The following is a 25,809-nucleotide window of genomic DNA, read 5'->3' on the forward strand; positions in this document are numbered from 1 at the left end:
AACGTTCAGATTTCTGTCTGTCTGAAGGAGTGCAGGAGAGCGGTTGAGCCCTGCAGGGCAGCTATGAGCTTTGCCGTTCCGACTGTGTTCAGTGCTCTCCTCATGTCATAAGCAATCATGGTCAGGCCAAGTTCACCTTTGACCTTCCTCAGTCCCTTCAGCAGCAGATAACCCTGATTGAACGCCCTCTTCATCGTTCCAAAAGGATGCTCAGACAGCTCCTTTCTCTTCCAGAGCTTCTCTCTGCCTTCCGCAGTCATCATCCTTGAATCCATTTCCTCGACTATCTCCTGGTGCTCCCATCTGTAGATGCGCCTGCCTCTACTGCTTGTTGTGCAGGCAGTCATATGGTATAGGCAGGACTCGCAGGGTGCATGTCCGTATATGAGAAAACGCTTGTTCTTCCAATGGCCATCGCACATGTACGTGAGTTTTTCGCCTGCCGGACAGGTGTATGTGTTTGTGCAGCGGTCATAGACGAATCTGTCCTCACGGAAGCCCGGCCCGGGTATGCCCCTCCTTGCAGCGATCCCTCCCGGAGCACCATGCCTGGGAACCGACGGCCTGATGCCGTTGTCGACACATTCCTTCAGCTGCAACACGTCGAAATATCCCTTGTCGGCCACAACCTCCAGACCTGATGCATCCAGTGCTTCGCCGGCGCCTGTTGCAACAGAAGCGAGCATGCCGTAATCGGTCGGGTTGTTTGTTGCATCATATTCAGCTATGAGCTTATGCTTCGAATCGACAGCAGTCTGTACATTGTAACAGACATCCAGACCATGCCTGGTCCTCATCAGCCTGCTTTCAGTGTCTGTGAGCGATATCTCTGTCTTTCCTGTCTCCTCCATTTCCCTGAGCATCCTCTCATAGTCCGCCTTTCTCTGCTTCGCCTTCTCTATCTTCTCCTTCAGAGACTGTCTGTTCAGCGAGTCTTCATCTGTGCTTTCCTGGCTGTCACGCTCATCCATCTCCTTCATGTACCTGCTTATGGAGGCGTCCACACGCTCTATCCTGTCCTGCAGCTTCTCCCTGTTGACATTCCTCTCCTTCGAGTTGACTGCCCTGAACTTCGAGCCGTCTATGGAAATGAGCTCCTTGCCGAACAGGCCAATGTCATCACAGAGCTTGACGAACGCCCTGAATACCCTCTTTATGCACTCCGCGTTGTCCTTCCTGAAGTCAGCTATCGTCTTGAAGTCGGGCCTGAGCTTCTTCATGAGCCACATGACCTCCACGTTCCTTGAGCATTCAGCCTCCAGCTTCCTGCTGGAGCGTCTCTGGTTGAGATAGCCGTAGATGTACAGCTTGAGCAAATCGGCGGGATTGTAAGGCGGCCTGCACGTCTCACCGGGCTCCGCATGAGTGAAACCCATCTCCTGCAGGTCGAGCATGTCCACGAATGCATCAATGAAGCGGACAGGGTTCTCCCCGCCGACATACTCGTCTATAGTCTCGGGGAAGAGCACGGTCTGCTTCCTGTCCATCCCGCCCACGTAATCGCTCATTTCACGCGCCTCCCTTCCTTTTCCGTCCTTCCTTCGCTGGAATATTCTTCCACTGCTCTTCCGCAATGACAAGGAACACTGTCTTCCCGAGATACTCCTTCGGGCATATCACGGCGGCGCCCGTGCCGTAGCGTACAACCTTCCTCTTCATGAATCCCAGTATGCCTTCAACACGGAGCGTACTCCTGGCCACAAATTCAACATGTCTTGACATAATACAGATATAATACATATTATGATTTAATTGTTGCGCTGCAGGTAGTATCTAGTTTTCACACAGTCTCTATGTATGGACGGCCATCAATGCTCATATGCATGCAACACGATAATATTGTTAAATGCCCATTAGTCATCCTCTGAGGAACATACTATGTCCCGCGAAATAAAGCTCGATGAAGGCACAATACTACCGAAGGATGAGGTTGAAGTGTTCTATGAGCGGAAGATTACAAAATTCGGCAATTCCGCGAAGCTGGATGCGTCCAAGAAATACACAGGAAAGAGAGCCTATGTCATCGTTCTCAAGAAGTAGCCCGCAAGGAACTTATGTCCTACTATCACGCGAGCGGTAAGCCTTTTGAACACGGCAACTTCAGATTAGACATATGTTGTGAATGCCGAAACCTCTCCTATGGGTCAACGTACGCCATGTTTGACGCGCCCGCTCACTGTTGAGGGTGACCTATGAGTAGACGTGAAAATCTCTTTTACCCAGAAACCTCCTGGACACAGAGATGACAGGCATTTCGGACCGGTTTGGTGTCAAGGGACTGAGAAGGCTCAATGCCCTGCCTTTACCCAGTCACGAGAAGCACAACATGTTTCTCTACCTTCTGCAGGTCAGGTCTCTCGTGGTCATGGAGGAGCAGCTTCAGTCGCAGCTGGCTCTCATAGCAAAGGACAGGGATGATGCCGGGCTGCTCATGACCATCCCTGGCATACACTATTACACCGCCCTTGGAATAGTCGAGGAAATAGGGGCATAACGAGATTTACCACAAAACACCATCTATGCTCCCGTGCAGCCCTTGTGCCAAGGATTGACAACTCGGGCGACAGGGTAAGCAGGCGCAATCACGTCAGGAACGGAGACATCATACTCAAGTCGCTGCTATGCACTGCAGTGCAGGGGATGCTCAAATCTGCAAAAGAGACAGCCGCTGCAAGGTCTTACTGGAGGAAGGAGAAATCGATAGGTGCCGCAAAGGCTCAGGTTGCAGCGGCCGGAAAACTGGCATGTGTTGTCCGGGGCAATGCTCATAATTGGCGAACCATATGTGGAAGAGGACAAGGATCTCACTGCACGCAAGACAGTACCGATGGACCAACATGTGATGAATGCCGCAGCCTTCTCAGAGCAGGAGTTAGTGGATATCACCGAGTTGCTTTGCACAAAGACGGAGATATTGAACAGATCGAAGGAGGATGTAGGAATTGGCCAGGATCAGGTCGAAGACAAACAGGAAGAATAAATCACAGGGCTCAGAGGGTTTTCACGGGAGTGATTCAAAAGATCTCCGCCCATTCCAGCTATATGCGCTCCGGAAAATTATCCTCAAGAGGAGTGTGCCAACAGTCTTTTCACTCCCCTCATTACATATGTGGGACTCATAGAGAGGTATTTGTCAAGCTTTTTCCGATTGATTTTTCTTCTAATCATCGTCAGCGTTTCTTCTGAGAGGAATTCACGAAAATAGACAAAGTCGATGAGTGTCTTCTCTGTGTCAGAAACGGGCACCCAGAAGTCAGGATATCTTACAAGGTCCATACCAAAGAACATCCTTCTGTCAATTCTCCTTACAAGGTAGTTCCTGCCAGCAAAGGTCCTAATACCGGGCACCACACGCAGTGGTGTGATAACTACCGGATTCGTTTCCTGTTCCCAGAGATCCATGAGTGAAAGTGCTTCCTGTAAGCCATAGTATGAGGGTTTGTATGCAAAACAGACGACTTCTACGTCATCCAGGAAGGTGTAATTGCCTTTCGAGATCCTCTTCAGCCTGCCAGTGCCGATCAGATTGTGAACCAGCAGCTTTCGATAATTCGTCGAAGTATCTAAGCTTGAAAGAAACAAATCAAGTTCAATCGAATTGAAAGAGGGAACTCCAGAAAACGCCTCAATCACATTGCCTACTTTGGTCATTTTGCCCACCTGGCCATCTCAACCTTCATTCTTTCAAAAGAGGGAGAGACCCCCGAGTAGATTATGGTCTTCAAAACACCCTCGTCTACCGGCGAATCAAGATGGGTGAGAAACAAAGAGATATCCATCTTGACGGAACCCTTGTCCTCCACAAATTGAAGAAGATGGTAGATGTCATAGAGGTCTCTTATGAATCTACGGTCACTGTATGCATGAATCTTTTCCAGGATCATGTTCTCCGCAGACAGTGTCCTGATTTGAAGTGAAGTTCCATCGGCGTTGTGATAAGGGCGCACGATTGATTCCACCTTCTTCCTGAGATTGACTTCCAGATTCAGGCTCGTACGTCCATCACTGATTGAAGAGAACAGAAGGTTGCCCGTGCTCTTGAATTTAGTAACATTGAGTCCATGGGATCTGCTCGTCTTCTCAAAATCAGTTTTTAGTGAAAAAAGCGAAGTTGAATAGAAATCAAGATCTTCAGAAAACCTATTCCCTGAATAGCACCTCCAGATTGCCGTACCTCCGTGCAAAACTGCTCTGTTGTCGAGACTGTAAACTATCTGGGCAATTTCATCTTGCAACCTGGCAACTTCAATCTGGCTCCTCTTCTTGAGCATTTTGATGATAGGCAATTGCATAGAGTCTAGAATCAATTTAAGATATAAAAAACTATATCTTTCATATATCGGTTTAAGCTACATTTTGTTTACTGTTTCAACAACCCATATACCCCCGGGAGTCGAATACAGCACCGGCCATTCTTCGCTCTCATTAATTACTTTTTCTGCAAGTCTGTTCATACGCCATCAATCGATTGTGATCTTTGAGGTGCGATCATTAAACTCCCAAGAATTCTTACGTCATCGTGTAGATCAACTCGGTCGTCAACTCGGCTCGAAACTTTCTGAACACGGCTAACATGTGGTTACAGATTCCTGTCCCTCTACGATATCCAATCCCCATGCACTCAGTTAGCCACGAACGTTCGGGCATCAGCCACATCCACAACCAAAGACTGTTTTCCATTATTGACTGGAATGGAATTTGTATGATTGTCACATCAGAGTCAACCGGTCTGTTGAGTAAGCAATTATGTGTCTATATGTAATTGTGTTAATAAATGATGGGTCTGCCCAGACCCACAGAATTCTTTCCAAGAACCACTATTCACTTGCCTGACGTAGCAACAATTCGATTAACTACCAAGAATAGTGTCTTGTATTGCACAAAAGCTCCATTTTTATACATCATAATGCACAATATTTATACATCATCATACCCATACAGACTCATGTTCCAAAAATCGATCCTGAGGACCATCATAACAGATCAGATGCTGGAACCGAAGCTAGTGGATCGCATAGTGGAAAGGAGCCAATTTCATGCTCTGGCCAGCTACGAAGGGAAGTCTGCATTCGTAATCAAGGGTGTGAGAAGATGTGGAAAGAGCACAATGATGAAGCAGCTGATGGAAACTAACTTCAGCGATTCGTATTTCTACCTCAACTTTGATGACGAGCGTTTAGCTGGATTCGAAAGCACCGACTTCCAGACCCTGCTGGAAACATTCATAGAACTCTATGGAGACAGGAGAAACCTGTTCATGGACGAAATCCAGAACGTAAACGGCTGGGAACTTTTTGTAAACAGGATACTTAGACAAGGTTACAGAGTTTTCATAACAGGATCAAACGCGAATCTGCTCAGCAAGGAACTGGGAACACGCCTTACCGGAAGACACATTGACGTGGAGCTCTACCCTTTTTCCTTCGTTGAATTCCTGAAAGCAAGAAATGTCAGATACAGGCGAATCGGAAAACATTCTACATCCAGTCGAGCAATTTTGCAAAGGGAGTTTATGGCATATCTCCACACTGGGGGTATGCCGGAGGTAGTGCTTGGGTCGAACAAATCCATTCTTTCCCAACTGATAGCTGACATTGTCCAGAAAGATATAGTTGGAAGGTACGCCTTGAGGAAGTCTCAAGAACTGAGGGTACTCCTCAGGTTTCTTATTTCGAATGCGGGGAACCCCGTAACTCACCGTTCAATCATGTTGAACCTCGGTATGAAAAGTGCCAATACGGTGGAGAAATACATCTCTTATGCGGAAGAAACATATCTGGTGTTTGAGGTCAGGAAATTTGAACGAAAATTGAAGAAATTTGACAAGAATCCAAAGAAGGTTTACTGCATCGACAACGGAATCATCATAAGAAACTCTCCAGCCTTCGGCGAAAGTGATGGAGCACTCCTCGAGAACATCGTTGCTGTCCAGCTGATGAGGCTTGGTCATGAGTTCTTCTATTACAAAGGAAGAGACGGATGTGAGGTTGATTTCATCAAGCCTGCAACTGGGGAGGCAATACAGGTTTGCTATGAGCTAAATGAAAAGAATGAGAAGCGTGAAGTGAAAGGACTTGTGGAGGCAGCAAGAGATTTGAAAATGGATAAGGCGATTATCTTGACGCTTGATCAGGAGGAGGAAATAATCCAAGATGGCGTTAAAATAGATGTCAAACCTTGCTGGTCCTGGCTCCTTGAGAGCGATGTGGCGGATCAAACGATTTGAATATAATTCCTCCGTTCAGTCCTCCCGCGACAACGTGCAGCTTTGGACGAAAGATGTGTAACCTTCACAGCACTTGCTCCATCTCAACCAACGTCGAGGGAACGTTTTATTCCAACCGGGAACCACTCCACACCGATTATTATGGGGACTGACATCATCGAAGTCCGAATAGGCTCTGAATGCATTTCTTCCGGCTTTCGGCTCGATGGCCCGTTTGCAAGTTGTATTGCTGTTTAGAATGCTTTGTAAATTTTAATATAAACATCTAAAATTTAATGGGTCCGCAGACCTACTGCAATATTTCTTCGAATACCCACAAACCCTCAATTTTGAATTGCACTCTCCGAGTACATCGTGGAGCCATTAGATCCAACAAGCAGAATTTGCAGCTTCATGACTCTACGGAGGATAAGACATATATACTATAGCCCATTATAGCACATTATAGTGATTTAAGTGCCCACGACCATACAGGTAAGCGAAAAACTGCAAAAGGAACTGGCAAAGCGCAAGCTGCACGACAAGGAAACATATGAAGATGTCATCTGGGATCTAATGGAAGACTCTCTTGAACTGGATGAAGAGACTAAAAGGGATTTGGCCCAGGCCCGCAGGGAAATCAAGGAGGGCAGGGTACATACACTAGAAGAGGTCAAGAAGGAATTGGGAATTTGACCTACCAGATACTCTTTTCAGACCTTGCATTCCGGCAGTTGAAGAAACTCGAAGCGGCAACGAGAGAGCGTATAATTGCATCGCTTGAAAGGATCAGGGTCAGACCGGAAACATATTTGAAGAAACTGGTAGGGGATGAAGGCTTCAGACTAAGGGTGGGAGATTACAGAGTGATAGTGGAACTGGACAATGAGAAACTCATTGTGCTGGTTCTCAGAATAGGGCACAGAAAAAAAGTATATGGCTGATGTGAGAAACGTTGCTACCCGCTACCCCATGAATCCCTAAATCAGCTTTAATCCCGAACCCTGTAAATAATTAATGCACCGGATCTTGGCTAGACTTACGAGAAACAGTCTATGAGTCTATCCTTCTCTCTACTAACCTTCGTGACTGTTCCAATGTAATTAGAATGAAGAGCGCGATTCATGCGAGTGATCGTTTGCCCAAAGAGGGCACCTTAGTAATGTCACGAATCCTGTGTAAGCACCGGATAACTCTTGTCAAACATCTCTTGAATCTATTCACCGAAGGCGCCTTGAGCCTGGCAATGAGGCAATCTGCAAAGCAGGTGGGAAAAATTGGCAGTTAACAGGATCTAAATACAAAAATTATTATATAATGGGTCCGCCCAGATTTGAACGATAATTGGTTTGAACCCATATGTATTTTACGGTTTTCGAACAGAATTTATCCTGCATTTCGAGTAATGCTCGGCACTCGTTCCGACGGCACTTCCCTCATCTGCAGGTCGTATGCTGTAATCCCTGAACCCCCTTATCAACGCTTTCATGGCATCCTGCAATTGTTTGTTCTCTGCGGCATTGCCGGTTGCGTCCTCCCCACCGCGTCAGCGAGGCATTCCTCGAATTTGTTCTCAGGGGGGGGAAGCGATCATCTGCCAGCGGTGCGATTCATACTTGTCTATGCCGAGGTCCTTGAGCCTGGGTGGGACATCGGTTGCATGATGCAACCGATGGGCAAAGCTACCTTTTCGTTTCTCCATCACCTTCAGGAACTACCCGCCTTGCTCTCTTCTTGTCTATGGTAATGTCCTTGAGTCTGGCCGGGAGATCGGTTGCATCATGTGACCGATCCTTTTTATCTGGCTCGGGCACATCCTTTCTCATTCTGAACGGAAAAGGCAGATTTTGAGCAGTTTGACCGAAATAGGAAAACTTTCCGAATCCGGTCAAACCGAGGCAAAACACCTGTCGGACTTCGAACCGCCTGTCTACAGCAATCAACCCAGGCATGGAAACCTGTGAAAGTCTTCTTCGTCCTGCAGCAGGAGCGCATATGTCACGAGAAGGTCGAGCTTCATGTCGTCGGCAATCGTTTCAATGTCCTTTCCCTCGTGAAATGCAGATTTTACAAGTTTTACCGTTTTCGGTATTTCTTGTAAATGCTGTGCCACGGCCTGCTGCGTCAGTCCCACGGCCTCCCAATATCCCTCTGCTTCCATTCTGCCGGCCTTTGAGAAAGGGTAAAGAATTATTCATGTCGGTTCCATACCTGAATACATATATGTCGAAATTTACACCGAAGCAGCCGACGCAGCAGGAATATGACCGTGCTTCGAAACAGGCCAGAGAACTCTCAAGACTGTACCGCCAGGGCAAGTCAGTGAGCTGGATAGGCAAAAAGCATCGTCTGCCCGTCCTGGCGGTCAAGTGCGTGATCGATGGTTTGAGCGAAACAACCGGAGGCAGAAACGCTGCAGAGCGTCATGGCGCATCCCCCGTAGCAGTTCCCGTTGTAAAACCCGTCGCAAATTCCGTTGCAAATGCAACGGTGCCATCAGCCGTGGAATCGCACGGCGGCACGGATGTGCTCATAGACCCCATGTCATACGCATATCCGCCGCTCGAGAACCTTCCCCCGCCCATGGGTCTTGTCGGAGCGAAGTCGGTACCGGGCGAGCCGGCAATGCAGACGCCCCTTGCGGGCACGTACGCCGTGCCGACGGCGCTCGAGACGCTCTACCACATCATGATAGAGTTCGGGTTGCGCGACATCTATGCGAGAGGCATCATACGGCGTTTCAGCCATTACCGTGCGGACGACTACGAGACCCTGAAACAGATATTGACTGAAACAGGAACGGGTGAACATGCACGCACATCAATCCTGGCCGCATGGAAAGAGGAAAACGGAAGCACGGCCGTCCTCTCACGCAAGGCACTGTCCGCTGCCGAGAGGGATGAGAAGATCCGCCGCCTGAAGAAGGAACTGGGCGTTGACACCGAACCACTGACGGCGGAAGAGTCTGCCGAGCGGATAGCGCGCAGGAAGGCAGAGGTCGAACTCAAACTGCTCGAAAAAACCCTTGAGGAGAAAGAGCGTGGGCTCAATCCGCCGGAGGAAGCGCCTCCCGCACCGCCCGCCGAGCAGGTGGAAATGACCGACATAGTAATCAGCGCAAACGGCATTCCGCAGAGGCTCCGCATTCCGCAGAAAGACCTCCCTCTCTATGCGCCTTTCATGATAAAGCCAGATGAAAACGGCCAGACACTCACTCCGGAAATGCAGGCAATGAAGGAAGAACTCGCCGAATTGCGCCGCATGCGCCAGGAAGATGAGGAAAAGAGGAAGATAGATGCCATAGTAGGCCCTCTCGAGGAACAGATAAGGCGTCTTGAGGCACGTATTCGGCAGGAAACCGAATATGCCGCCGCCCCTGAAACCGTCCTTCAGCGGCGCCTCGACGCCCTGGAGAAGCAGAATAAGGAACTGCTTGACACATTGCGCCAGAACGAAATCAACACAGTCAAGGGCGAACTCATGGAAACGAGGAAGGAATTGGCACGTTACCGCGGCGAGTTCGACAAGCTCAGTTCCCCGGAGTTCGTCGCATCGGAACGGCACAGGTTTGACAGCCAGGCAAGGCAGATGGGATACATTCCCACGGCCGAGGTTCCCGGGCCGGGCATTGAAGGCATCAGGAATGCGGACAGGCTGCAGTCGATATACATGAAAGATCGGGCGATAAACGCCGGCCTCGACGCCGTGGCGGACAAGGCCCGGCACACAGGCAGGCTCAAGGACGAGATACTGAAAAGCGGCGTCGTCCGGGCGGGCCTTGACGCGCTCAAGGACGCCATAACTAAAACCGAGGACAGGGCGGCGGAAATAAGGGCGCCGACCGTGGAGGAACTGACGCGCATGCAGCAGGAACTGGATGCCGGCGGCCGCTGACGTTCCCTGAGCGCCATGCACTGCATTCAATCGGAACGGGAACGGCATGCTCACAGGATCCTGCGCATGTGCAGCCGGATTCGAAATTTTTTTCTAAATTTTTTTGTTTATCAATTCGATTTCCATAGAATTTCAATTATATTTCTCATTGAATTTTCCTTCGTGAATGCACATTTTTGTACGCTGTTTCGCTTCAAATTTGTTTTAATTGACATTAAATTGAAAATATATAAAAATCCTCTCATTTTACAGAAGATCAATTGTGTTTGAGTTACTCAGGCTCAAATATGATCCTGCGAAAAATTTTTCAAAAGGGTCTATTCGGGTTTGACCGGACTTGAACAGTTTAGGCAAGCCGGATGCAATACCGGCTCGTCTAGCCAGTAGGAAGTGGTAAATTGGCAAAACAAACCGTAGTGCAGGACGCTGCACAAAGTGAGCCAGCGACTGAACGCAGCCAGCCGGTAGAGCAGAGCAAGGCTCTTGCGACAGTAAGCGTTGTTCACGGCGTGGAGCTGAGAGCTGAGCAGTGGAGCAAAGCACCGGAGCTCAAGGATCAGCTTTACGACGGGTACAGCGGTCTGTCCGAGAACCTCGCCGACATGCTTGCAAGCAAGGGCTTCACGGTGAGGGCGGGCAAGAGCTACGTGGGCATCTACATGGGTGCCACGAGGTTCAAGACCGCCACGCCGAACTTCTTCAGGTCTGAAGAGGAAGTCAGGAAGTTCCTGCTCGAGTCGGAGAACATCCGCTTTGCGAAGGAGAAAGACCTTCTCATCAACAAGGCGGTCATGGACGGCATACTCAGGCACATAGAGAAGCAGGCTGCCCAGTCGAAGGCGCAAACAGCTTAAGGGCGTCAAAAGCGCCCAAACACCTTATTTTTTGTAATGTCCCCATTTGGGAGAGCCTCCGAGCGGCGGGGACGGGTAGCGCCAATCTTCCAACGGTTCATAGCATAGATGGATTAGCCGGGGCTATGAATCGTCAACAACCACACAGTCCGCACAGTCGTTAAGCATACGGCGTTATGCGTATGCGGTTGGCTGCATGGACGATCAGACATTACAGTCATGACTGCAACAACAGGGAACCGTGGAATACGGTTCACGAGTCGCTGCGGACGGCGGGCTCCGCGGCGGCCCAAAATCACCACGCGCCACCGTGCATGGGTGCAAGTCAGAAATGGGGTATGCGAGTGTTCTCCGTGAGGTAAGAGGTGAACGGCGGAGAAGCCGTGCGGCAGCACGGCAGAGACCTGCGGAGCTGAAAAGGCGGTGAAGCAGGACATCACCGGGACAGTGTCCTGATGCCGGACACGATGTAGCCGTCCGTTACTCGCATGCCAAGCGCGACATTGACGCTCAGATTAGATGTATGGCAATGCTGCTTCGGCAGCCAGACTGAGCTGGCGTACCCAGCGTATCTGCCGGGCAACCGGCAGGTCGAAACCGGGGTTATTATCAGCCATACGCCGGGCCGAAAGGTCTGGAGGAAACTCCCGGCACCTGCATGCACACAGACTTGATCGGACATATGCGGCGCACAGCATATGCACTCTTTCAGTTTCGGCGGTAACATGTTGTTACCACCGGACTTGATCGGACATATGCGGCATACGGCATATGCACAGGCGGTCGCAGTGACCGCATTTTTTGGGTGATATAACGGACAGCAAACTGGCAAAATTTGCCGTAGAGACGGCATCGTGGGCACACGAAGTGAACGCTGAAGTGGAAGAGGCCATCGGCATACTCAATTCCGCAGAAATGAGCGATGTTTGGTGGGCAAAGAAACTGGTGCGCAACATAACGGCGGCTGATGGGCCGTCGGACGATGCCGCAAAAACAGGCGACACCGCAAACACGCTGCTCGAAATAGCGTTCTGGTCGGGCTGGCTGAAGGGCGAACAGGACACGCTGAACAGGCTGATGGGGATAGTAGCCATGCTCATGATGCCTGACGGTCTGCCTGACGGTCCGCACAGAACGCAGGCAGGAAAGAAAAGCGGCAAAAACGATTTCCTTGAGGGTCTGCGATGACCCTATTTTTGGGTGAACATGCACGTCAGGATTTCAAAGCTTGAGATCATAGAGCAGAGGCATGGGGCGTACCTTGCATCGCTCCACTGGCACATAGTGGGCAGGGACGGGCCGAACGTCGTCATAGAGAGGGACGACAGGAAGCTCTCCCTGTCCATACCCGTGGGCAGGGCGATCGAGGGCAACTTCGGCAGGCTGCTCTAAACCTTTTTGGGTGATATGACGGCGGACATCTGGGATGCGGTATGGGAGCTGCTCTATCTGGCGGCGCTGTTCGTGATCTTGACGACGGCAGGAATGCTGCTTTTCTATTTCATTGTGTTTTTTATCCTGCCCCGCATATAAGCGGTTTTTTTTGGGTGAACAATTGACAGAATGCGACCACACTTCGATAGACACGTGCAAGCTCAGGCAGGCGGCAGCCGCAGCGATAGACGAGTTCTCGGACATGCTCGAGGGCTACGGCATAAAGATACCGAGTGCAGACAGGACAGGCGCGCCTAACGAGGACGTCATCTACGGCACGGAGTACTACGAGCTTGAGGACGCGCTGACGGAGACGCTTGAGAAATACTTTCCGGGCCAGTAGGCCCATTTTTTGGGTGATATATTGCTGCAAACAACATCTGGGACAGCTGACAGCCATCCGGCCTACCAGAGAGTGCTGGAATACTTCATGCGTGGCAGGAACGGCCGCAGGAAGGTCAAGCGTGCGACCTATCTGTACAAGGAGACAGAAGGCATCGCTATGCGGTTCTGGAACACAAAGATAGTGCTTTTCAAGCCGCGGAGCTTTGTCATAGACCTCGACGGCTGGCGCTCGGTCACGACGAAAGACAGGCTGCGTGAGGGCATATTCCGGGCCGCCGGCTTCAGGGTCAACCTGTGGCATGAAAGCGGCAAGTATGTCATAAACTGCAACGGGCACGAATATCTGTTCGACGACGGCATGGAGTTCGACTACGAGGGCAATGCGCTGAACGCATCGCCTGAACCGTTCAGGAAATGGATGGAAAAGCGCGAACGGCTCAGGGACGCATACTGGCGCAACGCCAGGAAGTCCGTCATGGACATACAGGAGGTCGAACACGAACTCGGGGCGGACATATCCTTCTCATTGACGGACTGGCGCTGGAACGAGCCGCCGTACAGCATCATGAGGGATGCATATCCCGCCAACGGCCATATCCAGAGACCGCAGATACGCCTTCCTGCCAACACACGCAGCATCGCTGTCAGGGAAGCGTTCATCACGAAGGACGTGAAGATATTCAAGGTGATCGCGCTGGAGAATGACGATCGCACCGCCGGCGTCTACCTGATGGGCAGGGACCAGACGGGGCAGCTCTGGTGCCATTCGCTTCCGCCGTTCGGGTATGCGCTGGCGTCCATACAGAAATGCGAGAGATGGCTGTTCGACATGCAACCGGGCGACGAGCTCGTGGCTGAGGCCTGACGGCCTCGATTTTTTGGGTGATATAACGGCAAAAGTATACAGGCAGGGCGACGTGCTGCTGCGTGAGATAGACGGCAAGATAGACGAAGTGCCACGGTGGGGCTATGAGGACAAGGGGATGGCCACGCTGCGCATAGGCGGAGAGACCGGAAAGGTGCATGAGATACAGGGGCATCTGTTCGAGAATCCGCACCGCAAGGACGAACAGGTAATCGTCCTGGATGCGACGGCACTCCTGAAGCATGAGGAGCACGGCGTGATGGAGATACCGGCGGGCACCTACCAGGTGTCCCGCGTGCGCGAGTACACCGGCGGCGGCACTAGGTCCGGAATGGACTGAGGGGCGCATGCCCCATTTTTTTGGTGAAAGGACGCAATACAACAAGGAAAGGATCCTGCGCAACGTGGAACAGATACTCGAACACAGGGACATCGGACTGATGAATGAGGAAACATACCGGTTCATCAGCCTGCACTGCGGAACGATAGCGCACTACGACATCGACGGCTGGCGCCATGCCTACGGCGACCTGCGGGACTTTATCAACCTGTTCCTCGTCCGGAACGAATACGGGAGGAACCTGCAGGAAGAGATACGGACGCCGAGGTGGCAGGAGGACGACTTCAGACCCTATGCCCCTATCGTGCAGGGCATAATAGACCTCTGCAGGGAACACAGGGAACAAGTGTTCGATTGCTGGAAAGCAACAGTTGTTGTCACGTTTTTTTTTGACAGGAAAGACTTAACATTCACGATGCCGATAGGGTAGAGTGCTGATGCATTGAGATGGCGCATACAAGACTCATGAAGCTTTTTGCCGTTATCGCCTCGGTTGTCATCATAGCTGCAGGAGCAGGATATGCCCTTCATGTGTACAGCCGGAGAAGTGTTTCACGGCCCAAACCCAAGCCGTTTGGCTATTTCGGTCCACGAGTGGTTGTGAATTCAGGCAGCCAGACGGGCAGCATTGCCAACAACACAACCATCAACGTGCAGATATTCTCCGCTGTGCCTTCTGCATTTGCAAAGGCAGGACTTAGCTTCTACAGCATTGCCCAGGACAATCAGTGGAACAACAGTGTCAACGATGAGCTGCTGAATGCAACGATGCTGCCTGGAAACGCATCGACAGGCAAGTTCTTCCTGTCGACACAGTTCAATTCAATTGCAAAGGAATGGATGTCCCTTCTCTCACTGGACACGGGAACGAACTACCCTTCACTCACAGTCGAGGCGGTCAAGACAGTCGTGCTGAACGGAAGCTTGCTGTTCTACCAGTACTACAACAACATTCCTTTCAATCCTTTCAGCCTGTCCGTTGTCAGCGCAAACAGCACAGTGCTCTCAAACAGCACGCTTCTCGCATCAACGGGACTGGAGAGCTGGTTTGGCGGCAGCAGTGTCAATCTTTCGAACTATTCTCAGATATCACTGACGAACATCGGTTTCAACCTGACGCTTGTCTTTCCCTCTGTACCCATACAGGTCATATCTGCCAATGCTTCTGCAAACGGAGACCTGTCATATTTGCATGCAGGATCCCTCGTTCCTGTCGTTGTCTCACCTGATAGCTGCTATTGGCTCTACTACTACACCTATCCGAGCACGACGAGCAACACGCTGGAAAAGACGACCTATGCGAACGGAATACTTCCGTTGCTGGGCGTGCACATAGGCAGGAATGCAGACCAGGGCAATTCACAGATAGTTCTTGGGGCAAATGTCAATATCCAGAATGACACCATCAAACTTACCTCAAACCAGGTCTACTCCAATCCTTCTGGATCGATAACAACGACAATGAGCACGCAGCCTTCCTTCTCTCACCTGGCAAACGTAACTGTTGGCAACTCAGGAGGTGGAACAGTTGCCACCCCTGAAGGCATTTCGGAAAAACTGGGAGACAACCACAGCCAAGCACAGAATCTGACAACGGGATTTGCAGGCATCCAGGGTGTCGAGTATGAATTCCAGCACTACAACAGGTACACCTGCAATTACAGGTATTACTGGGAACAATTCATCTGCCCTCCATACAGGTATCCGCCCCATCTCCTTTCCCAGACACTTGTTTCGAAGGTCTATGACGGCAACTTCACAATCGGCGAAATTATTCATGTCAACTCAACGGCGGGGCTGAAAGTCACAGGCTCCCCTGTTTCCATTGCGGTCGCATGGGTCGTACAACACTACCTGCTGCATGATTCCAACGGAAGCGTGCAGCTCAATGCGAGCGGCAGTGGCACCGAATACCAGTCCTCAACGATATGGGCAATGACCTACGGCTGGCTGAATGCGGCAGATGCATACAAGCAGGCAGAGCAGGCACTGGCAATCTTCTCTTCGGCACTTTCCCTAGGACTTGCCGTAATAGCCGCCATTGCAGCCGCCAACCCGCTGGATTTTGATGGAGGCGAGGCTGCAATTATTGCCGCTGCAGGCAACACTATAGTCAAGGCAACGTCGCTTGCAGCCACGATACTTGGGCAGTTCTCGACCATAAGCTCCGTTTCCGGCAGCACCGCAATAACGGCTAGCTGGTGGTTCAGCAATTACCCTTTAGTCTCACTAGGTTCCAATTACACTATGCCTTTTTATGAATCATCCAGCGGTGTCATGCTCACTCTGCCAAACGGCAACAGCTACTTCTTCTATGCACCTGAAGACTATCTGAATGCAACATCGATTGTTTAAGAAGAAGTTGGATTTCTGCTTTCATGAAGACGCATATTACAAACAAGAGAGGTTCTTCACATTTTTCTCTTCTACGTTAAACCACTTCGCTGATTCGCTGTGGTAGAGCATATGATCTCTGTGTAAAACATAAAGTGAAAGGCACAGACAGATCTGCTGCTGATCGCGAAGCTGCAGAGCGGCAGGGTCAGTCTCCGTGACATCGGCATCAGGGTGCGGTAGGCACCCGTTTTTTGGTGATACAATGGACAGAGACACAACAGCAGAAATGAACAGTGTGCCAGAGGACGGGACCGATCCGGCGGGCAGTGCGCAGGTGCAGAATGCTGCCGGCGAGTCGTGCGACGGAGCGGAAGCGGTGAAGACGGGGGATACGCGGATAAGACCGGACTTCACCGTCCGCGAGGAGGCGCAGGTGCTGAAGAGGGTTGTCAAAACGCTCTTCAGCATTGCGGACGAGGCGATGGTGTGCTTCGACGGGGAAGGCAGGATAGTGATACCCTGCATCGACCCGGCGCATGTGGCGATGATCGAATGCACGTTCACGCCGGACAGCCTCAGCCTTAACGGCTGGGAGGCTGCGGAAGGGAAGCGCCTCACCGAACCCGCATACGCCATCGACCTGGAACGCCTCGACGGCTTCCTCTCGCTGCTCGGCGTGAAGGACGGCGTTGCGTTCGGATACGACAGCGGAAGGGGTAAGTTCGTCGTCAGCTCGGGCAACCTTGAAAAGACGTTCGAGCCGGCGGACGCTTCTGACATGTCCGCTCCCAGGATGCCGCATATCGAGCTGCCCTCGTCCGTTTCAATAGCGGGCGACAGGCTCTACAGGGCAGTCAGGGCGATGGAGAAGATATCGGACCATGTCAGGCTGAGGATCACGCCCGAAGAGTTCACCGTCATGGCGGGGAACGACACGGAGGTGCAGAAGGCGACATTCACCTCCCCGGACGTGGACATACGCTGGAACGGCGAGGCGGACAGCCTCATCCCGGCGGACTACCTGAGCCACACATTTGCGACATTCGGCAGGGATCCTGTTACCGTCGAAGTGGGTAAGAACTATCCGTTGAGGACCACGCTGAATATAGGTTACTACGGCATGCTGTTCATGGTCGCGCCGAGGGTCGAGGGCTGAACGCGTTGAGGGCTACGGCCCTTTTTTTTGGTGATACAATGTCTGTAACATACCAACTGCAGGTTGAGGTTGAGACCATGCGGTCCGAAACCGTGCTGAAGGCGCTGCGCAGTCTCGATCCGGACTGCCTGCCGCAATATGTCCTCGACATCAGGGACATGGACCCGGAAAAGGACATAGAAGTGACCTGCGAGACGGAAGACACAAAATTCGTCGGCTATGACGGGCACATGAACATGCCATACGGCGCCGACACAGAGGCAATCAGCGAACGCATCGTGAAGGCGGCGCTGAAGGCCGACCCCGAAGCGCATGTGCAGGTCCGCTGGTGGAACCTCGACGTGCATGAACCCTCCGACACCTTCGACGACGAGGACTTCGCCGGGGGAGATGAGGAGCAATAAACCTCTTCCCTTTTTTTGGGTGATACAATATCAGAACAACACGATGTTGGAATAGACAACAGGCTCTTTGTGAAACGGATTGCCGCCGGCGACGACAGCGGGGACACGATATACGAATACGAGCCGCTCGAATCTGACGAGGCGGAACTGCTCAAAAGCTCCATGCCGATCATCTTCGAGTACTACGTATGGGGGATCAAGGCACTCGGTGCGCTGCCCCATCCCACGGATTTCGTCGAGGTGCAGACCGGCGCATGGAAATTCGGCTTCGACAGGGATCCCTCGTATAATTTCCACCTCTGGATGGTCTCCTGTCTCAACAACGAAATATGGGACGACTACGTGCTCATTTCTGCGGATGAGTACAGGGAACTGAAAGACGGCGGTGAGATACGGGAATACGCATTCCGGCACAGGAAGTAAACCTCTTCCATCTTTTTGGGTGATACAATGCCTGTAGAATTCGACGAAGAAACGGGGGAGTATGTCTTCCTTGGGGACAATCTCGTGAGGCGCGATTACAGATACAGGGGAGACGTGTGCGAATGGGAATACGAAGAACCGCTGGACGTGGACATAAAGTGCATCAACGGGACGGTTGAGCCGATGTTCCGCGAACTGGCCGGCATAGCGACGAGGTTCCTTGAGGAACACCAGGAAATACGGTCGGTCGAGCTGTGGCCGAAATCGACTCCCGCATTCGGCGCGATGTTTACAACTGTCCTGGGCAAAGGCGTGAGCCTGACCTGCATAAGGACGCAGGACAGCGATCTGGACCTGCTCGACAAGAAAGCGTAATCCACACCACAGCAGCCCCAAACCTCTTCCTTTTTGGGTGATGCAACGGACACGACGAATTACATCAAAGCAATGAAGGATCTCTCAGAATGGCGCAGGTTCATGCGGAGCTACACCCGTGCATATGTGAGGGATCCATCACCGGCCAACTTCGAGCATTATGCGTCGGCGGCGGACAACTGCTTTGCGCTGATGACGAAGGCGCTGAGGGCGGGCGTCGAGAGGAACGGTTCGCTGAAATGACGGTGGCCGCACCGCCATCCTCTTTTTTTGGTGCATATGAGCAAACTGAAGGCGTTATATGAAAGCATGGACGACGACGAGCGCATAGGCCTCTGCTTCGGCCTCTTCCCCGCAAGGCTGGAAGAACTGCGCCTGACGGACGAAGAGATCGCTGCGCTCATCTGCCTTTCGCTGACGGAACACGGCATGGGTGCATGACCCTCTCTTTTTGGTGAACATGCAGAAATGGAAATGCATGGAGTGCGGGAATGAATTCGAGTGCGCGAACGAGGAAGAGGCGGACGAGCTTCAAAAGCTGCACATGCAGCTCACAGGGCATTCGGGTGTCTTCTGGGTCAGGGTGAAGTGATTCACCCATTTTTTGGTGGTACATTGAACGAAATCGGAAAGGAAAGCGGAAAGAACGGAAGTGAACATGATGGGCAGGGAGAGACGGAGAACGCACGGAAGACGGTGAACGCGCTGCAGTCATCGCTGACGGCCGCAGCGCAGGATGTTCTGCGCTACATGTACGCGCACAGGCGCTCGATACCCGTCATTTCAGAGGCGATCGCATGGGAGCGGAGGCACGGTGCGCCGTTCAGGTGGTACGACGTCAGGGCGACGACAGCAGAGCTCAACAGGCTGGTCATAGACGGCATACTCGCAAAGGAAGGGAACAGGGGATACCGCCTCAGGGATCATGGCGCCGCAGTCAGCGCGAGGGACTGCTACAACCTGGACATGATAGAATCGGCGCTTGCGAGGATCGGCAATGGGAACGGCTGTTCAGTCCTTCCGCCCGGTGCGGACGAAGGCATGTTCGACGGCATCACAGGCTATGCAGGCGCCAAAAGGCAGATATTCATGGCTCTGGGCGCACGGCCGGCGGTCCATGTGCTGCTGACGGGCCCGCCATCGACGGCAAAGTCGCTCTTCCTCGAAGGACTGGTGAAGCTGCCCGGTGCAAAACTGACATTCGGCGACGCCGTCAGCAAGGCAGGGCTGCGCAGGTTCGTGATGGACGAGCATCCGCAGTACCTCATCATAGACGAGATAGACAAGATGTCGCCGGAGGACGACACCATACTCCTCGAGCTGATGGAGCATCAGACCGTGAGCGTCATGCACTTCGGCATCCGCCGCTCTGAGGACATATCGCTGACGGTCTTCGGCGCAGCGAACGACACGCGCAGGATGAGGAGGGAGCTGCTCAGCAGGTTCCTGAAGATAGAACTCAGGGAATACAGCGCAGAGGAGTTCAGGAAGGTGGCGTTCCTGCACCTGACGCGCATGATGGGCGTGGACGGCGAGCTGGCGGAGGCGATTGCCGCGGGCGTCTCGGCGAAGAGCAGGGACATAAGGGACGCGGTGCGCATCGCCAGCATGAGCAGGAGCATCGACGACGTGAAATTCCTCGTTGCCGCGCTGGGGACGGCTTCGGCTGTCTGAGGCTAGTCTCCCTAAGTATATGCCCGGACCGGGGAAAGAGACACAGAGTCAGGTCCACACTGTCATCACTGTGAGGATCAAGTGGCAGGTAACACTGCTGTCAAGACCATTGAGCGATGCGGTTATCTCCATGACGCTGTAGGTTGTACGGCTGATTGCAGCGGGCCAGAGTTGGATGACAAATGGAAAGGTGAATGAGTAATTCTTGCGGGAGGTTTGGTTTGTCAAACCACCCGTGATTGAATACCAGTTCGGGCCACCATTTATTACTTTACTGCTGAGATAATTAGTTCCATTGATCGGTGTAACGTTGACGTACGTTGTTGGCGTTAGAAAAGGATATGAATATATTATATCCTGTGCGGCGTAGATGGGGTCGGTCGAAGAGTTCGTTGCATTTCTGCTGTAGTTGATTCGCAGAGTTACTGAAGTTGGCCGTACGTTCTGCAATATTGATCCATTGACATACCCCCAGATAGTATACCACATGAAACTGTTTGTGTAATCGCCAGTGCTCGATCCCCAGTTTGTGGCTCCGAACGAACTGGTCAATATTAATGCGGAATTCAAAGTGTGACCGGCGATGGAAAAATGAGATACAACAACCGGCAGAGGTGCTTTAGCACCGCTAATGCCCTCCGCACTGCTATTGTTCTGATACCACCTGAATATTGCATTCTCTGTCTCGTTATGGACTGTTAACTTTTCCGGATGTGATGACTGCGGGAATACGGTGAAATTGATAGTGATCAGAACTACAGCAATCGCTGTAATTGTCGATGCGAGTTTCAGTCTATTGCCCGCGGTTCTGTTCATGGTGACACACCTTCTGATCGTTCTGCGAATACCTTATATTTTGCGGTCCCGGGGTCAATGGGAAGGTGTCGGGCCCTGATTGTCATGTTTTTCATATTTTCTATTGAGCCTCCCAGGTCTCCTATGTCGTCTTCATCATGTCAAGCAGTATGCCGTTTGCGATGTATGTTCCCCTCAGTATCTGGCCAGTCTGGGAGAAAGGCGCATTGTCCGGTTCATACACTGTCCAGTTGCCTATGCGTATGACTACGCTGTATACGGGTATCCATGTGCCGTTCAGCGGATCGAATATCTTCATGGTGCTGTTGAGCTGACCGAGATACACCCACTGCTCTGTTCCGTTCTGCAACTGCACATAGACTGGCTGCGTTGTTATGCCGGATATATTCACTATGCCGTCTAAAAAGCTGAAATACTGGACTGTAGACAACGACACCACCGTAAACGCGGCGGCCGTCCGGGGTATAGAGTGGGTGGTGAGCCAGAATTCGCAAACCGGGCAGAGAAAACGGTAGGACGTCGAATGTGCAATGCCATGATGGCAGGGTTTACGCGAACTTTATGCCTTCGGGCGCCTCAAGAAAGTAACCCTTCTGGTTGATTCCCTGAAACACATGCGGCACTTCCGCCGCCATCGCCATGGGCGCAGCGGCCGAAGGGGCTGTCCCCTCTATCGGCATCCGTCCTGACTGGCGTATGCGCAGGCGGTTCGCGATTGCGCCGGTCAAATTCGTTAATATGCCGGCATTCTGGAAGCCTTCAAAAGTCCTCGCGGCGCTGTCGAACATCTTCTGGCGCTGCAGTTCCGCATCGAAGCGCGCACTGGCCGCCTCGGCTTCGTTCTTCATTGCTTCCTGCATTGCATCATATTCAATCTGTGCGATATACTGCCAATCGCCACGGCTGATGTTTATGTTGGTCGGTTCGATCTGGCCCGATGCCGCCGCTCTTTGAAGATATCCCGTATGAAACACTTCTCCCCACTCGATCCTTATCATTGCCTAAAAGCTTTTGCGTTTGCCCGGCTTTGCTCCTAAATTTTCCGATTTTCGATATTTTAGGAGCAGAATGGCTTTTGGAGTCAGAGACACCGAAGTCAAAACAATATTATACACCTCAACTCATTCTGCTTCATTAGGCTTAATGGTAATATATCAAGGGATCTGACTGTTGATTCCAATGAAAAGGCGGCAAACAGTATATGGTTTCGTGGCTGTAGCAGTAGTCCTGTCATTTGTTTCTGTTGCCGCATATGGAAGCATGTATCCGCCCATAACGGTTAAAGTCAGTTCTTCTAAGTCTTTGAATGTACATATCTTGAATTCAAGCGTGGCTACTTCCACTGTCGGCACACCACCATCATACGCTAACACAACAACCTACGTTAACGAGAGCGGCTATTACGCCTCATACCTGAACGTCACCTTTTGGGTCGGTGGATACTACGATGCTGGCATTAATGCCTTCCTGATAGGAGTTGTGCTGTGGATACAGGGGCACTTCGCATCGAATCTCCATCTCAGCGGTCTCACGATATCCCTGAATGACTACGGCAACCCTACCAATAGCATGATACAGCTCATTCCGCTTGGCGCGTACTCATACTGGATGAATCGCACATTCAATGCATCCTTTCCGGTTCCTGGAAACCAGATTGCCGGAACGGGGAGTGCATCGTCCCACGCCACACTTAGGAACCAGTACTCCATATTTTCACTCGACGGTCAGGCAAAGAACAGTTTCTACAACTTCGGCACCTCGTACAGTGCGAATATAGCTGCATTCGTTCCGCTATCCCCGCCCTTCTCCCATGTCTTCCAGATCGTGGTGACGCTGCAGGGACTGAGCAGGCCTGTGAGCGCCAACGCGTTTGTTGTCTTTGAATATGGGGGATGAGTGCGCTATGGAAAAAGGAGATAAATGCAGGGTTTGGCCGATTCGCACCGAGCGTGTTTCAAATGCAGTGAGTGCTGGAAAGAGGATTGTGAGCATCGTCCTCATAGTATTGCTCATCGCAGCAGGAGCATCAATAATTGCAACAGGAAGAGCAAATGCAAGTCCCGCATCATCCCGTCCAGCGATCGGCGAACTCCATGTTGGGTGGATTGGTTATGAGGGTAACTTCGAAGTGTATATGTCTACAGCAATCAATTCAACCTCATCTAACCCAATCCAGATCCGTGGGGTATATGCCGAATTACACATCCAACATGAGCGAAGGAGCGAATAGCGCAGACTCTGGCATCAAGAACGCAATTACACTTTCTCCAGGTGATTTGAAAGTGACATACTACTACGATCCGAATTATGGTCATTTTATAGTTGACCTCCCCGTGACGGTGGACGCTGGTATAGGAGCAAAGACAAGTGTCTGGGCCGAAATAATGACGGCAGCGCCGGAGATAAGTCTCATCATCGGGAATGCAACGACAAACGAGGTAACAACCTACCTTATAACAAACAATAACACAGGGGCAAATATTTCATCCAACAAACTAGATCAGGGGGTACTCAATCAGACACTGTTCAGAATAGCGCTCGATATACTCGGTTATCTGCCTATTGTCGGATATGTGGAGAACACTGTTTCACTTGCAGCCGACCTGGAAGGAGTTGGCATGAGTTCGGCCTCCGCCAGTATACTGAGCGGAAATGCAACAATGTATGAGCAAGACGCCACGGGAGGGGGCAATTACAGTTTCAACTCCAATGGGCAGGCCGTGGCATGGCAAAACATCTATTCCACTGGAGCGGAATTCATGATAGAAATTTCTGCTCCTTATGATTCTTCTCACACTTTCGAAGTCAAGGCATACGATTCCACATATACACCCGGCGGCGGAAACTGGCAGGGTCTTGCGCGTTATTTCAATTTCTCCGCCCTGCCTGCAAACGAATTGTATGGAACAGCCTACACGTCCACCGGTGTTCCTGCTGCGAACGCAAATATTTACATTGAGACAACAACCGGGATTGCATACGAGGAACAGACGAACCAGTATGGGCAGTACAGATTCTTCGGTGTTCCCGGTGCATCATACTGGGTCTGGGGAAACTACGTAACGCCGTTCGGCAGTGCAAACAGCACCTACTATGAGGTAACTGCAAATGGAAACGGGGATGTTGGAGGCTACACACTGGCACTGGACCTTACGATTCCTGCAACATACATCAAAGGATACGTATACGGCAGCAACGGCAGGCTGTCAGGTGCCAGCGTTACTGCGACGATTTCAGGCAAGTCGGATTCTGCCACCACAAACAGCAACGGATACTACCAGATACTCACTAACTTTGCGGGCACGTATGACATGAGCGCAAGCCATTATGACTATTACACCGGAACAGGCAGCGTGACGGTGTCGCTGAGCAGCGATGCGTGGTGGAACAAGACTCTTGAATATCACGCTACCCCTCCACCAGGCTGCGTTCTGTTTGGTACGAGCATAACACTGTTCAACGGCAAGACGATACCCGTGCAGGATTTGACAATAGGAAAACAGATACTGTCGTATGATTTCAGCAATGAGTCTCTGATTCAAGGCATTGTCAACGGCATAACCGTGTCTAATGTCTCCCATGTCTGGGAGATTGATGGCATAATAGGCATCTCCGGGGTCAAGGACCAGCCATTGTACGTTCAACTGCAAAACGGAACAGAGGAGCTGTTGCCCCTTGGAGAACTCAACAATACAATGGAAATTTTCGATCCGCTTAACAGCACATGGATACAAGTCTACAACATTACGGTTCTCAACGGGAATTTCACTGTGTATGATATCTCGGCATCGCCACCATCAGTTTTCCACAACGATACTGGCGTTCAAGGAGATTACATAGCAAATGGCATTCTGGTGCCTGATAAGTTCCCTTGAACGGGTCTGTGTGTCTTCAGCTTGGACAAGCACTTTGACGAACCGATTCAAGCACCTTTGCATCTGTAATACCAAAAATAGAGGAATTTGGGAGCAGAATGGATTCTAGGAGCAAAGCCCGTTTGCCCGGCTTCGCTCCTGAAATCAGAAATCTGATCCTGAATTCTGCCACTCTGGCATTTTAGGAGCAAAGCCCGTCTGCCTTCAGCATCGTGTCAAGAGTGATATAGCGGCCGTCCCTTCACATGCCGAGGCAAGTCATTGCGTCCGGCGGCGCCTCGAGACGAATATCCGCCGGGCGTCTTTCCTCTTTGCCCTGACCTTCATCCTCCTCGGCCAGTCTGCGGCGTCGAGCATCCTGAAACGCTCATCGGACGGCATGCTGCCGGCCAGCACCCTGCGGACGTACTTCGTGTATGCCCTCGCGATATAGTTTATCTCCGGCCTGAACTCATGCGGTGCGCCGTTCTGCCGCACAGCCGTGAACTGCTTCTTTGCCTGGGGGACGGGCTGCTCATCGGTCCACTGCGCCTTTCTACCCGACTTCCTCGTCGGCATCGCCCTGACACAGCCGCACACCGCGCATGCCGTCCTGCTGCCGGCCGCATCAGAATAGTGGAACCAGTCGCCGTACAGGTCGGTGATGGCGTGAGAACAGAACCTGCAGATTGAGCGCTGCATGGACGTGTCATCCGTTAAAGGATATTTAGCGGTGACCGGGGGAAGGGCAATGTCCTTCCTGCGAAGCAAGTCTTATCATATCGTCTTACCATTGCGGCGGCGATGACGGCTGAACGGATTATTCATGGGCG

General features: G+C 51.6%; 34 protein-coding genes. 25 read left to right on the forward strand and 9 right to left on the reverse strand.

Translation table 11 applies throughout. From position 1 onward, the window contains the following. Positions 1–5 precede the first annotated feature (5 nt). Together KIS29_05055 and KIS29_05060 are read right to left on the reverse strand one after the other, a co-directional pair. Complete coding sequence (locus KIS29_05055; protein ID MBX8639689.1) at positions 6–1,508, reverse strand: IS1182 family transposase; 1,503 nt, start codon at positions 1,506–1,508, stop codon at positions 6–8. Between the two features lies 1 nt (position 1,509). Further along, positions 1,510–1,722 (reverse strand): DUF2080 family transposase-associated protein, encoded by a 213-nt coding sequence (locus KIS29_05060; GenBank protein MBX8639690.1) that lies wholly within the window; start codon positions 1,720–1,722, stop codon positions 1,510–1,512. A 156-nt stretch (positions 1,723–1,878) separates the two neighbouring features. On the opposite strand from KIS29_05060, the gene KIS29_05065 reads away from it, so the two are divergent. The 3 genes from KIS29_05065 to KIS29_05075 all read left to right on the forward strand — a co-directional run bounded on the left by KIS29_05065 (position 1,879) and on the right by KIS29_05075 (position 3,186). Beyond that, a complete protein-coding gene (locus KIS29_05065) occupies positions 1,879–2,040 on the forward strand; it encodes a DUF2080 family transposase-associated protein (protein MBX8639691.1) in 162 nt (53 codons plus the stop codon). Positions 2,041–2,242: 202 nt separating this feature from the next. Continuing rightward, entirely contained in the window at positions 2,243–2,494 is a 252-nt protein-coding gene (locus tag KIS29_05070) for a hypothetical protein (GenBank protein ID MBX8639692.1), read from the forward strand. Continuing rightward, positions 2,491–3,186 carry a transposase gene (locus KIS29_05075; GenBank protein MBX8639693.1) on the forward strand — a complete coding sequence of 232 codons (696 nt, stop codon included), beginning with the start codon at positions 2,491–2,493 and terminating at the stop codon, positions 3,184–3,186. The genes KIS29_05070 and KIS29_05075 overlap by 4 nt, the downstream gene beginning before the upstream one ends. A gap of 461 nt (positions 3,187–3,647) precedes the next feature. Here the strand turns inward: KIS29_05075 and KIS29_05080 are convergent, their stop codons facing one another. Next, positions 3,648–4,286: a nucleotidyl transferase AbiEii/AbiGii toxin family protein gene (locus KIS29_05080; protein ID MBX8639694.1), complete on the reverse strand. Its 639-nt coding sequence runs from the start codon at positions 4,284–4,286 to the stop codon at positions 3,648–3,650. Between the two features lie 488 nt (positions 4,287–4,774). Between KIS29_05080 and KIS29_05085 the strand changes: the two genes are divergently transcribed. The 3 genes from KIS29_05085 (at position 4,775) to KIS29_05095 (ending at position 7,149) form a co-directional block, all read left to right on the forward strand. Beyond that, positions 4,775–6,226: an ATP-binding protein gene (locus KIS29_05085; protein MBX8639695.1), complete on the forward strand. Its 1,452-nt coding sequence runs from the start codon at positions 4,775–4,777 to the stop codon at positions 6,224–6,226. 456 nt (positions 6,227–6,682) lie between these two features. Continuing rightward, positions 6,683–6,901: a hypothetical protein gene (locus tag KIS29_05090; GenBank protein MBX8639696.1), complete on the forward strand. Its 219-nt coding sequence runs from the start codon at positions 6,683–6,685 to the stop codon at positions 6,899–6,901. Beyond that, entirely contained in the window at positions 6,898–7,149 is a 252-nt protein-coding gene (locus tag KIS29_05095) for a type II toxin-antitoxin system RelE/ParE family toxin (protein ID MBX8639697.1), read from the forward strand. Before KIS29_05090 ends, KIS29_05095 begins: the two co-directional genes overlap by 4 nt. A gap of 738 nt (positions 7,150–7,887) precedes the next feature. On the opposite strand, the gene KIS29_05100 is transcribed toward KIS29_05095, so the two are convergent. Then, positions 7,888–8,097, reverse strand: a complete 210-nt coding sequence (locus tag KIS29_05100; GenBank protein MBX8639698.1) for a hypothetical protein — start codon at positions 8,095–8,097, stop codon at positions 7,888–7,890. Positions 8,098–8,144: 47 nt separating this feature from the next. Continuing rightward, entirely contained in the window at positions 8,145–8,366 is a 222-nt protein-coding gene (locus KIS29_05105; protein ID MBX8639699.1) for a hypothetical protein, read from the reverse strand. 62 nt (positions 8,367–8,428) lie between these two features. Here KIS29_05105 and KIS29_05110 point away from each other — a divergent pair, with 62 nt between their 5' ends. From KIS29_05110 to KIS29_05185, 16 genes are all read left to right on the forward strand, one after another. Continuing rightward, entirely contained in the window at positions 8,429–10,099 is a 1,671-nt protein-coding gene (locus tag KIS29_05110) for a hypothetical protein (GenBank protein MBX8639700.1), read from the forward strand. Between the two features lie 398 nt (positions 10,100–10,497). After that, positions 10,498–10,953 carry a hypothetical protein gene (locus KIS29_05115; GenBank protein MBX8639701.1) on the forward strand — a complete coding sequence of 152 codons (456 nt, stop codon included), beginning with the start codon at positions 10,498–10,500 and terminating at the stop codon, positions 10,951–10,953. Positions 10,954–11,754: 801 nt separating this feature from the next. Continuing rightward, on the forward strand, positions 11,755–12,141 hold the full coding sequence (locus KIS29_05120) for a hypothetical protein (protein MBX8639702.1): 387 nt from the start codon (positions 11,755–11,757) through the stop codon (positions 12,139–12,141). Positions 12,142–12,159: 18 nt separating this feature from the next. After that, positions 12,160–12,345: a hypothetical protein gene (locus tag KIS29_05125; protein ID MBX8639703.1), complete on the forward strand. Its 186-nt coding sequence runs from the start codon at positions 12,160–12,162 to the stop codon at positions 12,343–12,345. A 163-nt stretch (positions 12,346–12,508) separates the two neighbouring features. After that, positions 12,509–12,730 (forward strand): hypothetical protein, encoded by a 222-nt coding sequence (locus KIS29_05130; protein MBX8639704.1) that lies wholly within the window; start codon positions 12,509–12,511, stop codon positions 12,728–12,730. 9 nt (positions 12,731–12,739) lie between these two features. Further along, positions 12,740–13,597, forward strand: coding sequence for a hypothetical protein (locus KIS29_05135; GenBank protein ID MBX8639705.1), 858 nt, complete (start codon positions 12,740–12,742; stop codon positions 13,595–13,597). 13 nt (positions 13,598–13,610) lie between these two features. Further along, a complete protein-coding gene (locus tag KIS29_05140) occupies positions 13,611–13,937 on the forward strand; it encodes a hypothetical protein (GenBank protein ID MBX8639706.1) in 327 nt (108 codons plus the stop codon). 7 nt (positions 13,938–13,944) lie between these two features. Next, positions 13,945–14,367, forward strand: coding sequence for a hypothetical protein (locus KIS29_05145; GenBank protein MBX8639707.1), 423 nt, complete (start codon positions 13,945–13,947; stop codon positions 14,365–14,367). Between the two features lie 17 nt (positions 14,368–14,384). Beyond that, positions 14,385–16,292: a hypothetical protein gene (locus tag KIS29_05150; protein MBX8639708.1), complete on the forward strand. Its 1,908-nt coding sequence runs from the start codon at positions 14,385–14,387 to the stop codon at positions 16,290–16,292. Positions 16,293–16,536: 244 nt separating this feature from the next. Beyond that, positions 16,537–17,430, forward strand: a complete 894-nt coding sequence (locus KIS29_05155) for a hypothetical protein (GenBank protein ID MBX8639709.1) — start codon at positions 16,537–16,539, stop codon at positions 17,428–17,430. Positions 17,431–17,468: 38 nt separating this feature from the next. After that, entirely contained in the window at positions 17,469–17,834 is a 366-nt protein-coding gene (locus KIS29_05160; protein ID MBX8639710.1) for a hypothetical protein, read from the forward strand. A gap of 15 nt (positions 17,835–17,849) precedes the next feature. Further along, positions 17,850–18,257, forward strand: coding sequence for a hypothetical protein (locus tag KIS29_05165; protein MBX8639711.1), 408 nt, complete (start codon positions 17,850–17,852; stop codon positions 18,255–18,257). A 27-nt stretch (positions 18,258–18,284) separates the two neighbouring features. Further along, on the forward strand, positions 18,285–18,632 hold the full coding sequence (locus KIS29_05170; GenBank protein ID MBX8639712.1) for a hypothetical protein: 348 nt from the start codon (positions 18,285–18,287) through the stop codon (positions 18,630–18,632). A gap of 33 nt (positions 18,633–18,665) precedes the next feature. Next, positions 18,666–18,875, forward strand: coding sequence for a hypothetical protein (locus KIS29_05175; protein ID MBX8639713.1), 210 nt, complete (start codon positions 18,666–18,668; stop codon positions 18,873–18,875). Between the two features lie 36 nt (positions 18,876–18,911). Further along, positions 18,912–19,073, forward strand: a complete 162-nt coding sequence (locus tag KIS29_05180; GenBank protein ID MBX8639714.1) for a hypothetical protein — start codon at positions 18,912–18,914, stop codon at positions 19,071–19,073. Between the two features lie 174 nt (positions 19,074–19,247). Then, positions 19,248–20,306 (forward strand): hypothetical protein, encoded by a 1,059-nt coding sequence (locus KIS29_05185; protein MBX8639715.1) that lies wholly within the window; start codon positions 19,248–19,250, stop codon positions 20,304–20,306. 48 nt (positions 20,307–20,354) lie between these two features. On the opposite strand, the gene KIS29_05190 is transcribed toward KIS29_05185, so the two are convergent. The 3 genes from KIS29_05190 to KIS29_05200 form a co-directional block, all read right to left on the reverse strand. Further along, the gene (locus tag KIS29_05190; GenBank protein ID MBX8639716.1) at positions 20,355–21,122 is read right to left on the reverse strand and encodes a hypothetical protein; all 768 of its coding nucleotides are present in this window, start codon (positions 21,120–21,122) and stop codon (positions 20,355–20,357) included. 121 nt (positions 21,123–21,243) lie between these two features. Further along, positions 21,244–21,552, reverse strand: coding sequence for a hypothetical protein (locus KIS29_05195; GenBank protein ID MBX8639717.1), 309 nt, complete (start codon positions 21,550–21,552; stop codon positions 21,244–21,246). 118 nt (positions 21,553–21,670) lie between these two features. Further along, complete coding sequence (locus KIS29_05200; GenBank protein MBX8639718.1) at positions 21,671–22,120, reverse strand: hypothetical protein; 450 nt, start codon at positions 22,118–22,120, stop codon at positions 21,671–21,673. A gap of 181 nt (positions 22,121–22,301) precedes the next feature. On the opposite strand from KIS29_05200, the gene KIS29_05205 reads away from it, so the two are divergent. Genes KIS29_05205 through KIS29_05215 form a run of 3 tightly spaced genes read left to right on the forward strand, consistent with a single transcriptional unit; the run spans position 22,302 to position 24,997 of the window. Next, on the forward strand, positions 22,302–23,018 hold the full coding sequence (locus KIS29_05205) for a hypothetical protein (GenBank protein ID MBX8639719.1): 717 nt from the start codon (positions 22,302–22,304) through the stop codon (positions 23,016–23,018). Between the two features lie 7 nt (positions 23,019–23,025). Then, positions 23,026–23,352: a hypothetical protein gene (locus KIS29_05210; GenBank protein ID MBX8639720.1), complete on the forward strand. Its 327-nt coding sequence runs from the start codon at positions 23,026–23,028 to the stop codon at positions 23,350–23,352. Continuing rightward, complete coding sequence (locus KIS29_05215) at positions 23,312–24,997, forward strand: carboxypeptidase regulatory-like domain-containing protein (protein ID MBX8639721.1); 1,686 nt, start codon at positions 23,312–23,314, stop codon at positions 24,995–24,997. Before KIS29_05210 ends, KIS29_05215 begins: the two co-directional genes overlap by 41 nt. A gap of 258 nt (positions 24,998–25,255) precedes the next feature. On the opposite strand, the gene KIS29_05220 is transcribed toward KIS29_05215, so the two are convergent. Next, complete coding sequence (locus KIS29_05220) at positions 25,256–25,678, reverse strand: hypothetical protein (protein MBX8639722.1); 423 nt, start codon at positions 25,676–25,678, stop codon at positions 25,256–25,258. Between the last annotated feature and the right edge of the window lie 131 nt (positions 25,679–25,809).

The organism is Candidatus Sysuiplasma jiujiangense, assembly GCA_019721075.1.
GTDB lineage: Archaea > Thermoplasmatota > Thermoplasmata > Sysuiplasmatales > Sysuiplasmataceae > Sysuiplasma > Sysuiplasma jiujiangense.

What these genes read in the sequence shown, in the direction of transcription:
- KIS29_05210 (MBX8639720.1), top strand. Translation starts at nt 23,026, where the DNA reads ATGGAAAAAGGAGATAAATGCAGGGTTTGGCCGATTCGCACCGAGCGT.
- KIS29_05055 (MBX8639689.1), bottom strand. Translation starts at nt 1,508, where the DNA reads ATGAGCGATTACGTGGGCGGGATGGACAGGAAGCAGACCGTGCTCTTC.
- KIS29_05150 (MBX8639708.1), top strand. Translation starts at nt 14,385, where the DNA reads ATGGCGCATACAAGACTCATGAAGCTTTTTGCCGTTATCGCCTCGGTT.
- KIS29_05145 (MBX8639707.1), top strand. Translation starts at nt 13,945, where the DNA reads ATGCCCCATTTTTTTGGTGAAAGGACGCAATACAACAAGGAAAGGATC.
- KIS29_05105 (MBX8639699.1), bottom strand. Translation starts at nt 8,366, where the DNA reads ATGGAAGCAGAGGGATATTGGGAGGCCGTGGGACTGACGCAGCAGGCC.
- KIS29_05215 (MBX8639721.1), top strand. Translation starts at nt 23,312, where the DNA reads ATGCCGAATTACACATCCAACATGAGCGAAGGAGCGAATAGCGCAGAC.
- KIS29_05180 (MBX8639714.1), top strand. Translation starts at nt 18,912, where the DNA reads ATGAGCAAACTGAAGGCGTTATATGAAAGCATGGACGACGACGAGCGC.
- KIS29_05170 (MBX8639712.1), top strand. Translation starts at nt 18,285, where the DNA reads ATGCCTGTAGAATTCGACGAAGAAACGGGGGAGTATGTCTTCCTTGGG.
- KIS29_05205 (MBX8639719.1), top strand. Translation starts at nt 22,302, where the DNA reads ATGAAAAGGCGGCAAACAGTATATGGTTTCGTGGCTGTAGCAGTAGTC.
- KIS29_05190 (MBX8639716.1), bottom strand. Translation starts at nt 21,122, where the DNA reads ATGAACAGAACCGCGGGCAATAGACTGAAACTCGCATCGACAATTACA.
- KIS29_05160 (MBX8639710.1), top strand. Translation starts at nt 17,469, where the DNA reads ATGTCTGTAACATACCAACTGCAGGTTGAGGTTGAGACCATGCGGTCC.
- KIS29_05155 (MBX8639709.1), top strand. Translation starts at nt 16,537, where the DNA reads ATGGACAGAGACACAACAGCAGAAATGAACAGTGTGCCAGAGGACGGG.
- KIS29_05220 (MBX8639722.1), bottom strand. Translation starts at nt 25,678, where the DNA reads ATGCAGCGCTCAATCTGCAGGTTCTGTTCTCACGCCATCACCGACCTG.
- KIS29_05200 (MBX8639718.1), bottom strand. Translation starts at nt 22,120, where the DNA reads ATGATAAGGATCGAGTGGGGAGAAGTGTTTCATACGGGATATCTTCAA.
- KIS29_05085 (MBX8639695.1), top strand. Translation starts at nt 4,775, where the DNA reads ATGATGGGTCTGCCCAGACCCACAGAATTCTTTCCAAGAACCACTATT.
- KIS29_05060 (MBX8639690.1), bottom strand. Translation starts at nt 1,722, where the DNA reads ATGTCAAGACATGTTGAATTTGTGGCCAGGAGTACGCTCCGTGTTGAA.
- KIS29_05070 (MBX8639692.1), top strand. Translation starts at nt 2,243, where the DNA reads ATGACAGGCATTTCGGACCGGTTTGGTGTCAAGGGACTGAGAAGGCTC.
- KIS29_05110 (MBX8639700.1), top strand. Translation starts at nt 8,429, where the DNA reads ATGTCGAAATTTACACCGAAGCAGCCGACGCAGCAGGAATATGACCGT.
- KIS29_05065 (MBX8639691.1), top strand. Translation starts at nt 1,879, where the DNA reads ATGTCCCGCGAAATAAAGCTCGATGAAGGCACAATACTACCGAAGGAT.
- KIS29_05125 (MBX8639703.1), top strand. Translation starts at nt 12,160, where the DNA reads ATGCACGTCAGGATTTCAAAGCTTGAGATCATAGAGCAGAGGCATGGG.